This window comes from Westiellopsis prolifica IICB1 (assembly GCF_004323185.1).
Lineage (GTDB): Bacteria > Cyanobacteriota > Cyanobacteriia > Cyanobacteriales > Nostocaceae > Pelatocladus > Pelatocladus prolificus_A.
Genome location: NZ_NAPS01000001.1, coordinates 3,349,653 through 3,360,335, shown reverse-complemented (window position 1 = coordinate 3,360,335; position 10,683 = coordinate 3,349,653). Strand labels below are relative to the sequence as shown.

General features: G+C 39.5%; 11 protein-coding genes. 4 read left to right on the top strand and 7 right to left on the bottom strand.

Translation table 11 applies throughout. The features are described from left to right. Nucleotides 1–96: 96 nt before the first annotated feature. The 3 genes from B4U84_RS13745 to B4U84_RS13735 form a co-directional block, all read right to left on the bottom strand. On the bottom strand, nt 97–2,349 hold the full coding sequence (locus B4U84_RS13745) for a hybrid sensor histidine kinase/response regulator (RefSeq protein ID WP_131118513.1): 2,253 nt from the start codon (nt 2,347–2,349) through the stop codon (nt 97–99). A 146-nt stretch (nt 2,350–2,495) separates the two neighbouring features. Next, on the bottom strand, nt 2,496–2,921 hold the full coding sequence (locus tag B4U84_RS13740) for a response regulator (RefSeq protein ID WP_196797881.1): 426 nt from the start codon (nt 2,919–2,921) through the stop codon (nt 2,496–2,498). A 17-nt stretch (nt 2,922–2,938) separates the two neighbouring features. After that, a complete protein-coding gene (locus B4U84_RS13735; protein ID WP_131118511.1) occupies nt 2,939–5,530 on the bottom strand; it encodes a PAS domain-containing protein in 2,592 nt (863 codons plus the stop codon). Between the two features lie 241 nt (nt 5,531–5,771). Between B4U84_RS13735 and B4U84_RS13730 the strand changes: the two genes are divergently transcribed. Together B4U84_RS13730 and B4U84_RS13725 are read left to right on the top strand one after the other, a co-directional pair. Next, nucleotides 5,772–6,521 (top strand): sulfite exporter TauE/SafE family protein, encoded by a 750-nt coding sequence (locus tag B4U84_RS13730; RefSeq protein WP_044452502.1) that lies wholly within the window; start codon nt 5,772–5,774, stop codon nt 6,519–6,521. Nucleotides 6,522–6,588: 67 nt separating this feature from the next. Then, nucleotides 6,589–6,780 carry a hypothetical protein gene (locus tag B4U84_RS13725; RefSeq protein ID WP_044452501.1) on the top strand — a complete coding sequence of 64 codons (192 nt, stop codon included), beginning with the start codon at nt 6,589–6,591 and terminating at the stop codon, nt 6,778–6,780. Here B4U84_RS13725 and ureE read toward each other — a convergent pair. Next, complete coding sequence (gene ureE, locus B4U84_RS13720) at nt 6,761–7,219, bottom strand: urease accessory protein UreE (RefSeq protein ID WP_044452500.1); 459 nt, start codon at nt 7,217–7,219, stop codon at nt 6,761–6,763. The two genes, B4U84_RS13725 and ureE, sit on opposite strands and share 20 nt — an antisense overlap. A 122-nt stretch (nt 7,220–7,341) precedes the next feature. Between ureE and B4U84_RS13715 the strand changes: the two genes are divergently transcribed. Both B4U84_RS13715 and B4U84_RS13710 read left to right on the top strand, forming a co-directional pair. Next, complete coding sequence (locus B4U84_RS13715; RefSeq protein WP_044452499.1) at nt 7,342–7,830, top strand: YbjN domain-containing protein; 489 nt, start codon at nt 7,342–7,344, stop codon at nt 7,828–7,830. 50 nt (nt 7,831–7,880) lie between these two features. Next, nucleotides 7,881–8,612, top strand: coding sequence for a lipoate--protein ligase family protein (locus tag B4U84_RS13710; RefSeq protein ID WP_044452618.1), 732 nt, complete (start codon nt 7,881–7,883; stop codon nt 8,610–8,612). 24 nt (nt 8,613–8,636) lie between these two features. On the opposite strand, the gene B4U84_RS13705 is transcribed toward B4U84_RS13710, so the two are convergent. The 3 genes from B4U84_RS13705 to kdpC all read right to left on the bottom strand — a co-directional run bounded on the left by B4U84_RS13705 (nt 8,637) and on the right by kdpC (nt 10,683). Next, nucleotides 8,637–9,068, bottom strand: a complete 432-nt coding sequence (locus B4U84_RS13705; protein ID WP_131118509.1) for a pentapeptide repeat-containing protein — start codon at nt 9,066–9,068, stop codon at nt 8,637–8,639. 517 nt (nt 9,069–9,585) lie between these two features. Further along, on the bottom strand, nt 9,586–9,927 hold the full coding sequence (locus tag B4U84_RS13700) for a hypothetical protein (protein ID WP_017312753.1): 342 nt from the start codon (nt 9,925–9,927) through the stop codon (nt 9,586–9,588). Nucleotides 9,928–10,038: 111 nt separating this feature from the next. Next, nucleotides 10,039–10,683 (bottom strand): K(+)-transporting ATPase subunit C, encoded by a 645-nt coding sequence (kdpC, locus tag B4U84_RS13695; RefSeq protein ID WP_131118507.1) that lies wholly within the window; start codon nt 10,681–10,683, stop codon nt 10,039–10,041.

The window sequence follows — 10,683 nt, the reverse complement described above, 5'->3', positions numbered from 1 at the left end:
GCTAAGAGCTCCCTGCTCCGTTGTCCCCGATCCCCGATCCCTAATCCCCGATCCCCGATCCCCAATCCCCAATCCCCGATCCCCGATCCCTTCCAACTAACTATTCAGAACTTTCTGTAAAGTCAATAATAATTCTTTGACTGTGTAAGGTTTTGCCAGAAAACCACTGATATTACTAGTTGATGCTTCTGCTAATTTACTGCTGGAGGCTAGTCCGCTTGTGGCGACAATTTTGACTGCGGGATTGATTTTTTGTAAAGTCCGAATGGCTGTGATTCCATCTAGAGACGGTAGCATGATATCCATGAGGACAGCCCTAATTTTGTCTCGATTCTGGGCATATAATGCGATCGCTTCGATACCATCAGTAGCAACAAGAGTTTTGTAGTTATGAATTTCTAGTGATGCTGTGGTAATTTCTTGAATCGCAGGTTCATCATCTACGACCAAAATCAATTCTCCTTTACCTGCTAGCGGTTCTAACTGTGGTGTTAACTCTATTTCTACTCCCTGTACTGCTGGTAAGTAAACTTTAAATTGAGTACCAAGCCCGATTTCACTGTGGACATTGACAAAACCACCGTGGCTTTTAACAATACCGATAACTGTGGAAAGTCCTAAACCTGTGCCTTTACCTAATTCTTTGGTGGTAAAAAATGGTTCAAAGATTCTCTCAATAATTTCCTTGGAAATACCCACACCGGTGTCTGCCACGGTAATAATCGTGTAGGGGCCGACTTTGGCTTCCAAGTTCATGCGAGCATAGTTTTCATCAATAAATAAATTTTCTGCTGAAATTGTCAAACTTCCACCATCTGGCATGGCATCACGAGCGTTGACACAAAGATTCATCAGCACTTGATGCAGTTGTGTGCTATCTCCGTAAACTGTCCACAAATCTGGTGCTACATCCATACACACTTCAATTGATTTGGGAAAAGTTTGTTTGACAATCTTGACAACTTCCCGAATTAAGTGCTTGACTTGCAGAGTCATGCGCTTGCCTTCTACACCCCGTGCAAAAGACAAAACTTGCTTGACTAAATCCGCACCACGTCTAGCACTATCTTCGAGTATTTCTAGCAAGTGTTGATGTTCAGAATAAATATCGGGGAATTTCAACGGCAATAGTTGAGATACAGCCAGAATCGGTGTCAGAATATTGTTGAGATCGTGGGCGATACCGCTGGCTAAAGTACCGATACTTTCTAGACGTTGGGCGCGAAATAATTGGGTTTCTAGCTGTTTTTTATCAGTAATGTCGGTATCAACGGTGAGAATAGATTTTGGTGTTCCGTCTTCTTGACAAACTACACTCCAACGACTAGAGACTAAAACTTTCTTACCACTTTTGGTAATTCTAGTTAACTCCCCTTGCCATTTACCTTGTTTAATAACTGCCAAAAGTGCTGTTTCTAATACTTCTGGGGGTTCATCGTCGTATAAAAGTTCTATAACTGTTTTCTCGTAAGCTTCATGGGCTAGCCAGCCGTAGAGATTTTCCGCACCTTTGTTCCAGAAAATCACACGATTATCTAAATCTCGCACAAAAATAGCATCTGTAGTGACATCTAACAATGCAGCTTGTTCACGGATTTTTTCTTCCGCAAGTTTGCGATCGCTAATGTCAATACTCGCACAAGTTACCCCTACAACTTCTTGTGCTTCATTTCGCAACGGTTCTATTGTCAAATCAAAATATCTAATTCCTTGAGCAGTATTTATTGATACTTCTTTTCTTATTCCTATTCCTGTTGATAATACACGTTGTTTAATATCAAAAAGTAGTTGACCGTCTGCAACCGCAATCAGATCTAAATCTTGTTTACCTAAAATTTCTTCATTAATAAAACCTGGGGAAGCATTGTAAACCCAGGTATAACGTAATTCTTTATCTTGGTTAAAAACAACAATCGGAGAATTTTTGAGCGCGACTCGAAATCTTTCCTCGCTTTGGCGCAATGCTTCTTCAATTCTTTGTCTTTCAATAGCATAGCGCATACAGCGCACCAACAAATCACCGCTCACCTGTCCCTTGACCAAATAATCCTGCGCTCCCTGCTGCATAGCTCGCAGGGCTAAATTTTCATCATCCAAACCAGTCAGCACAATAATTGGAATCGCTGGTGCTTGATGATGTAAAGTGATAAAAGTTTCTAAACCTTGACTATCTGGCAAAGAAAGGTCTAGTAAAATGACATCAAAACTTTCTTGATTGAGCAACTTCAGCGTTTGTTCTAATCGCTCAACAGGTGTTAATTGAAACTGTGCAGTCGTGACATCCCACAAAAATTCTTGCAACAAACGAACATCACCGGGATTGTCTTCTACCAACAAAATTTTGATCATTGGTCATTGGTCATTGGTCATTTGTCATTGGTCATTGGTCATTAGTAGAGACGCGATGAATCGCGTCTGTACAATAGTCATTTGTCATTTGTCATTGGTGTTTATTCTCTCCCTTGTCCCTGTTCCCCGTTCCCTGTTCCCTTGCTTCATTCCGAGGGAAGCTTGACAATGGTAAACCAGAAACTTTCGATAGATTGTACAATTTTGACAAATTGATCGAAGTCAACGGGTTTGGTAATGTAGCAGTTGGCGGATAGATTATATACTCTAAGAACATCTTCTTCTGCTTGAGAAGTTGTCAGTACTACTACGGGGATTCGTTTGAGTTTTTCATCGGCTTTGATTTCTGCTAGTACTTCTCTACCATCTTTTTTTGGTAAGTTTAAATCTAGTAAAACAATATCTGGGTGGGGGACTTGAGTATATTTACCTTCTCGACGGAGAAAGGCGATCGCTTCTACACCATCTTCAACTACATTTAAGTTAACAGAGATTTTGCTGTCCTCTAAGGCAATTTTGGTCAACTCTACATCACCGGGATTGTCTTCTATTAACAAAATCTCAATAGGCATAACATCTATTAAAGTATTCACGATGCCCTACCTATCCTATCTGGAATTGTGAAGTAAAAGGTGGTTCCTTGACCAAGTTTTGACTCAACCCAGATTTGTCCACCGTGACGTTCCACAATTTTTTTACAAATTGCTAAACCAATACCAGTACCTGGATACTTGTCGCGAGTGTGTAAACGCTGAAAAATGATGAAAATGCGATCGCCATACTGAGGTTCTATCCCAATTCCATTATCGCGCACCCAGAAGAGCCATTCGTTTTCTGTAGGAGACTCCACACTCCCAGACGCGATGAATCGCGTCTCTACATTACTCCCCACTCCCTCATCTGTTTTCGCTACACCAATATGAATGTGCGGGGGTTGTTCGCTACGAAATTTAATGGCATTACTAATTAAATTCTGGAATAATTGTGCTAGTTGAGTAGCGTCGGCGATGAGTTGGGGTAGAGGTTCGTCGTAGGTGATGACTGCGTGAGTTTCAGTAATTGCGACTTTGAGATTTGCGATCGCCTGTTGCAATGCACTATGACAATCAACTACTCCAAATGGCTGTCCACGGGTACTTACACGGGAAAAGCTCAACAAATCATTGATCAAGATTTGCATCCGTTTCGCACCATCTACGGCGTAGGAAATAAATTCATCGGCTTTGGTGTCAAGCTTACTTTTATACTTTCTTTCTAGTAATTGTAAGTAACTTGTGACCATTCGTAATGGTTCCTGCAAGTCATGGGAAGCAACATAAGCAAACTGTTCTAATTCAGCGTTGGAACGAGCTAATTCTTCACGTTGGTGTATTTCTTTTTCTAGTAATTGCGCTTTGGCTAAAGCTATGCCAATCTGATTTGCTAGTTGTTGTAATAACTCAATTTCCCAATTCTTCCACTTTCTCGGACGGATACATTGTTGAGCAATTAGTAAACCCCAAAGTGTATCTCTAACAATAATTGGTACAAGTATGTGAGCTTTAACATCAATATTTTCGAGAAATTGTCGATGACAAGGATGGACGCTTTCTGATTGAACATCACAGATAATATTAATTCTGCCTTGGCGATAAGCTTCGTGATAATTTTCCTGAAAACACCTCTCAAAAAGCTTTTGCCCTAAAATTGAGCTACAACCATTGACTACTGCTTCTTGCAGGACTGTTCCAGAACCATCATTCCACAGTCGAAAAATAATAACTCGATCTGCGTGTAAAAGTTTTTGGATTTCTGTAACCGTGGTTCGGAGAATTTCTTCTGTTTGTAAGTGTTGGCGAATTTTCAGAGCAATTTCAGCTAAGAGTTGCGATCGCTGATTTTGCTGTTTTAATTCTTCTTCTGTGCGCTTGCGTTCAGATATATCACTCAATACTCCTACCATTCGCAGCGCTCTACCATCGTCATCTCGAATCACTTTACCTCTGATTAAAAACCAGTTATATCTACCATCCACTCGACGCAATCGCACTTCCATTTGATAAGGCTGATTGAGTTCGAGATGTTGGTAGAGTAACTCAGCAAATTGTTCTCGATCATCAGGATATACTAATTGATAAAGAGATTCATAAAAGTGTTTTTTGCCTGTACGTTGTAAACCCAATAACTCATAAAATCGCTTTGACCAAAAGCATGTATTCTGAACAATATCCCAATCCCAGATAGCATCATTTGTCGCATCAATTACTAACTGTAATCTTTCTTCACTTTGACGTAAGGCTTCTTCTGCTTGCTTGCGTTCGGTAATATCCAAAGTCACACCAATCATCCGCGTTGGTGTACCATCAGTTTCATAGATGCCACGACCCCGTGCTAATATCCAATGGACGCTACGATTTGGCCAAATAGTCCGGTACTCTGCTTCATAATCAATTTGCTGTTCTAGAGCTTGCTTGACACATTCGCGTACATAGTCGCGATCTTCTGGGTGAATGCAATCAAACAGCGTTGTGTAGGAAAAATCTGTTTTGGGGGATAAACCAAAGTTGGCTTTACACTGATTAGATGTGAACAGTTCCCCAGTTGTCAAATCCAATTGCCAAGAACCAAGCTTACCAGCTTGTAATGCGATTTTCAAGCGTTGTTCATTTTCTCGAAGTGCTGCTTCTACACGTTGACAATCTTGTAATGGTGTGCTGCTTGATTGTCTTTGCAGTAGTAGCATTACTTGTTGAGCCAACTTTTGCAAAGCTGTTATTTGTTGAGAGCTAAGTTGTCGGGGTTGACGATCCATGACGCACAGGGTGGCGATCGCATATCCTTCTGGTGTCAAGAGTGGTACCCCAGCATAAAATCTTACATAGTATGGTTCTGCTGCAATGGGATTTTCTGCCCATACTTGATCTGTGAAACAATCAGGAACAATCAAAATATCTTTTTGCTGAATGCAAGCAGGACACATCCCGACATCCTGCGGTAGTTCAGTGACATCCCAACCTACTTTTGCTTGTATCCATTGCTGATTTTCGTCAATGAAATTGATGCAAGCGATGGGTGTACTACAGATAAGAGCTGCTAACTCAACAAGATTATCAAAAGCTGCTTCGGTTACAGAATCGAGTATTTGGTAGTGGCGAAGAGCTGCTAATCTTGCTTTTTCCTGATTATGTGGTAGAGCTTTCATGAATTTGGTGAAGCAATGAATCTTCCAGCTTCAAAATCTTAGAGACAAGATCCCCGACTTCTTAGAGAAGTCAGGGATCTGGACTTTGCGATTTTTACAAACCATATAGGATTGCTATATAAATTTCTTATTGTTTAAGTTAATGAATAATTTCTGTGATCTTGAATTTTTGTAGGAGTTTTTTAAGATTTTTGTTAAAAAGCTAAATATAAAAGAGAAGCGATCGCTCATTGAATTATTTATGAACTTAACTCTGGGAATTATTTTGGCAAGTTGCGTTGGTGTAAGTTTGGGGTTAGTGGGAAGTGGTGGTTCAGTTTTAGCAGTACCAATTTTAATTTATGTCATGGGTGTAGCACCAAAATCAGCGATCGCCATGAGTTTAGTAATTGTAGGTGTTGTTAGTTTAATTGGGGCTATTCCTCACTGGCAACAAGGTAATGTCAATTTGAAAACCGTCGCCTTATTTTCTCCGACTGCAATGTTAGGTACTTACCTTGGCGCCAGAATTGGTTCACTTCCCATGATCACACCAACATTTCAACTTATTTGTTTCGCTGTGATGATGGTGGTAGGTGCAATTCTCATGATTTGCAATGATAGTAGTGAATTAGATCATGAACATCAACAAAATTATCAATGGTTAGTAATACCAATAGAAGGATTAGGAGTTGGGATACTCACCGGATTTATTGGTATTGGTGGCGGTTTTCTAATTATCCCAGCATTAGTTTTACTAGGTAAAACACCGATGAAAGAAGCCATAGGTACTTCTTTAGTGATTATTTCCTTAAAATCAGTCACAGGTTTTGCTGGCTATTTCGGTAATGTACCCATAGATTTTAATTTGATGACGTTATTTACTCTAACTGCGATTTTAGGTACATTAGCCGGTGCTTATTTCACGCAAATAATTCAACCAAAACGCCTAGAAACTGGTTTTGGTTTATTTATGATTGCTGTGGCTATATTTATTGTGATCAAACAATAAGTATCAGAATGCACCAGTCGAGTTATATCTATATATAGTTAGGTTCATTAGACTTGGGTGCTACCAAATGGAAAATCTAGAATACGCAATTAGAGAGGCGATTGGATTTGGATATTCAGAAATATCCCTAGAATGGCAATCTCAGCCAAAACCGAAAATAGAAAATTCTATTTATAATTTCAGTGCTTTACTTATAGCTAACGAGTCAGGCGATCGCAAAAAGTATAAAAATACAAAAATTAATGCCCTAGACCACTAGTACCATGATGGTGTGCATACGCACCGACTTCAGGTTGAAAGGGCGAAACTTCTTCCTTGATTTCTACTCCTAGTTGTTCCAGCATTGCTTGTAAAACAGGATCAGGAGATAAGCGTAAATAAGTCGGTGTAATTTCTACTACCACATGACGATTACCTAAATGATAGGCTGCCTTCAATAAATCTATAGTGGTTTTGGCAACTACGGTTAAAACAGGTTCTGGCTTGGCAGTTATTCTTACTAGATTATCAGTAGTTTCATCTACAAGAAGATCCCCATCTCGCAGTACCGTACCTCTGGGTAAACGCAAAAATACCACTTGTCCATCTTCGGTTTGGAAGCGATGACGACTGCGGGTACGTTCCTCTGCGGTGAGGGACAAAGTTAATCTGACTACCGTATCAGGATTTGGTGGTTTTTTTTGGGTAAGAGTGAGCATAGGGGATCGGGGATTGGGGATTAATTCAGCACTAAATGATAATCTATCGAGCACTCCAAGGGATAGGATTTAGAAGGTATAAAGTAGGGGTGAGTGAATCATAAACTTGAGGAGAAATCTGTATGGCAACTTACCAACCAAATGCGGAAGCGATCGCCAATGAAGAACTAATCAATGAACTGGTGACAAATACTGCAACTATCAACCATGTAGAAGTGATTGAAAACGTGATTGATAGTCTCGAACAAAATGACAGTGCTATGGTTAGTCAATCTCCAGAGGGTAATTATCTCTGGAAATTTACCTATGGTAGTGTACAAGTTTTTGTCCAGCTTACAGGGACAACAGATGAAGATACGATCACAGTATGGTCTCCAGTACTAAAATTACCTGCTAAAGATGAACCTAAACTAATGCGACAATTATTAGAGATGAATTGCTCTAGCACTTTTGAGTCTCGTTTTGGCATTATTGAAAATCAAGTAGTTGTACTGGCTACGCGCACATTAGCAGAATTGTCTGCTAGCGAAGTCTCACGTTTGATTACTGTTGTGGCAACAATCGCCGATAATAACGATGAAACTTTACAATCAGAATTTGGTGTAGCTTAGACGATTTTAGATTTTGGATTTTGGATCATAAACAGGGGTTTGCTGGACAAATGCATAGCAAGCAGATTTGGCGACTAATTCCTTTACTAGAAACCACTGGTAATATCCAGATGGCTATTGATCATTGGTTATTAGAACAGCACTTATCAACACAGCATCCCCCTTCTTTACGATTTTATACCTGGTCGCCAGTTGCTATTTCCCTTGGCTATCACCAACACAAATATCCTCAACACTGGCAAAATTTAACTTGGCAAGGTCAAAAAGTAGACTTGGTGCGGCGTCCTACTGGAGGACGAGCAGTTTTGCATCAAGGTGATTTAACTTACAGTGTTGTCACATCTGGACTCAGTGGTAATCGCATTGAAGCATACCAAAAAATCTGCGAGTTTCTCATTCAAGGATGGCATCAGCTTGGCATCAATTTACACTACGGTAATGCTGGGCGGGGTTACATCCACAATCCCAATTGTTTTGGCACTGCTACGGGCGCAGATTTAATCACAGATAATGGTTGTAAACTCATTGGTAGCGCTCAGTTGCGACGTGGTGGAGCAATTTTGCAACATGGTTCAATGCGTTTGCAACCAGATGTCGAATTATTTTCCGCAGTCTTTGATGCTGAGTCCTTTACTTGCGTGCAAATTCCGCAAAATTTGAGTATTGAAAAGATTATGACAGTTTTGAGTGCAACCGCCAGTGATTGTTTTGATATCGAGTTAAATATGCAACCATTTTCTGAGGATGAATGGCAAGCAATTTTGGCAACAGACCATTTATAGACAATACAGTTCAATTGATTAACTTTAACTTGCTTTGCAATCTCGATTTGATATTATGCCATTTGGCAATGTTGTTTCACAAAGAATTACAGAACGACTATCTTGTATTTTATACGTTCTTAATACCTTGAGCAGATTAGTACGACTAAAATTGACATTTCTCAAATCAGCTTCCTCCAAATTAGATGTTTCTAGATTTGCTCCTGTTAAATCAGCATTATCGAGTAAAGCATTCTTAAGGATAGCTCCCTTTAAATCCGCTCCTTGCAAGTTTGCGTTACGAAGATCTGCCCACTGCAAGTTTGCATTTCTGAGGTTAACATTTTTCAAATTTGCTTCTTGAAGTTCTGTAGAGCGCAAATCAACACCTTCTAAATTAGTTCCAGAAAAATTCATTGCTGACAAATTACAGTTCAAACATTTTCTGTTTTTTTGAATTTGTTGAATATCATGCATATCTAGAAGATAATTGCGTTTATCTCATATCTAAACTATCTATAGGACTCATATTTGATTTCTGAAATATACGTAGTAGCGTGTCAAGGCTAAAATAGTGCATTAATAAACCGCAGAGGAAGCAGCGAAAAGTTTGAGCGGAGGTTTCCTCCGTACTCTTACGAGAAGTCGCTTACGCGCCTACGCGCAGCGTCCCGGAGGGAACTTCAAAGCTTTTCAAGAGAGAGAACACAGAGATAGAATCAGAGATTTATTGCAACATTTTAGTCTAGACACGCTACTACAGATACTTAGATTTTTTCATAAATAAAATCGGACTCCTATATATTTATAAATATAGTTTGATATATGGCATTCCTAAATCATTGGCTCAAGACAAGATCCCCAACTTCTTATAGACCGATAGGATACGGAGAGTAGAAGTCGGGGATCTGGTTTGGCGAGATAAATTAAAGTTTAATCTTCCATATTTTCTCTAAAATTTTAATTTGCTTTTTCATTTAACCAAAAATCTGTTCTAAGGCTTTGTTTTCCATATTCTCTCTAACATTTCAATTTGCTTTTTCCTCTCCAGAGCCATCTGTTCCTCAGAATTAAATATCATCTTATGTTGATGTTTCAAGGTTTCAAATTCTTGAATAATCTTAGCCATTTGTTGATCACGCTGCTTTTTGTACCGATGAGATTGATACTTTCCTAAAATAAAACCCATGATCAAAGAACTCATGAAAACTACTGCAAACAAGCCGACATTATCATTTGTTTGCTTGACAGATGTTGGCTTATGAGAGAGATCTGTTTGAGAAGGGACTGTAACAGAAACAGCTTGTATATTTTGAGCAACTTTTGCAATCAGCATAATCTAGAATTATGGTTAAGTAGTTATTTGTGGATGGTTGATGATTAATAGTTAATAGTTTTTGTTTGATAAACTACTAACTACTAATCATTAACTACTCACCTTTTAATTCTAAGTTGCAGCCTTGAAAGTATCTAGGGCTAAATTTAATTTCAAAACATTAACCCCAGGTTCACCAAAAATACCTAAAAAACGACCATCAATATTTTGATTAATTAGGGTTTCCAACTGCTGGGGTTGGACTCCCCGCGCCTTTGCGATTCGTGCAATTTGGGCTTTGGCTGCTTCTGGGGTGATGTGGGGGTCAAGGCTGGAACCAGAAGTATATATTAAATCGGCAGTTGGCTGCACACCCTCATTTTTAAGACGATTAAGCTCACCTTCAACTCGTTTACTGGAATCGGGGTCATTGTTACCTTTGATACGCTCCAACAAAGCTGGGTTACTAGGAGCCAAATTACTCGCACCAGAAACACCAGTTTTTAGTATCCCGGCTTCATCTTTTTTGGGGTCAGCAGTACTGTAGCTAGTAGTACTGGGGCGACTATTAAAATAGCGATCGCTTGTGAATGGTTGACCAATCAGAGCAGAACCAACTATTTCACCTTGGCTATTTTTGATCAGACTACCATTTACTTGAGCCGGAAATACAATTTGTCCGAACCCAATCATCACAAAAGGATAAATAATCGCCGTAATGATCCAAAGTACTAAGGTTGAACGAACTGCTCTACTTGCTTCCCGCGCAAAACTCAT

What these genes read in the sequence shown, in the direction of transcription:
- B4U84_RS13735 (WP_131118511.1), bottom strand. Translation starts at nt 5,530, where the DNA reads ATGAAAGCTCTACCACATAATCAGGAAAAAGCAAGATTAGCAGCTCTT.
- ureE (WP_044452500.1), bottom strand. Translation starts at nt 7,219, where the DNA reads ATGCTCACTCTTACCCAAAAAAAACCACCAAATCCTGATACGGTAGTC.
- B4U84_RS13730 (WP_044452502.1), top strand. Translation starts at nt 5,772, where the DNA reads ATGAACTTAACTCTGGGAATTATTTTGGCAAGTTGCGTTGGTGTAAGT.
- kdpC (WP_131118507.1), bottom strand. Translation starts at nt 10,683, where the DNA reads ATGAGTTTTGCGCGGGAAGCAAGTAGAGCAGTTCGTTCAACCTTAGTA.
- B4U84_RS13745 (WP_131118513.1), bottom strand. Translation starts at nt 2,349, where the DNA reads ATGATCAAAATTTTGTTGGTAGAAGACAATCCCGGTGATGTTCGTTTG.
- B4U84_RS13740 (WP_196797881.1), bottom strand. Translation starts at nt 2,921, where the DNA reads ATGCCTATTGAGATTTTGTTAATAGAAGACAATCCCGGTGATGTAGAG.
- B4U84_RS13705 (WP_131118509.1), bottom strand. Translation starts at nt 9,068, where the DNA reads ATGCATGATATTCAACAAATTCAAAAAAACAGAAAATGTTTGAACTGT.
- B4U84_RS13725 (WP_044452501.1), top strand. Translation starts at nt 6,589, where the DNA reads ATGGAAAATCTAGAATACGCAATTAGAGAGGCGATTGGATTTGGATAT.
- B4U84_RS13700 (WP_017312753.1), bottom strand. Translation starts at nt 9,927, where the DNA reads ATGCTGATTGCAAAAGTTGCTCAAAATATACAAGCTGTTTCTGTTACA.
- B4U84_RS13715 (WP_044452499.1), top strand. Translation starts at nt 7,342, where the DNA reads ATGGCAACTTACCAACCAAATGCGGAAGCGATCGCCAATGAAGAACTA.
- B4U84_RS13710 (WP_044452618.1), top strand. Translation starts at nt 7,881, where the DNA reads ATGCATAGCAAGCAGATTTGGCGACTAATTCCTTTACTAGAAACCACT.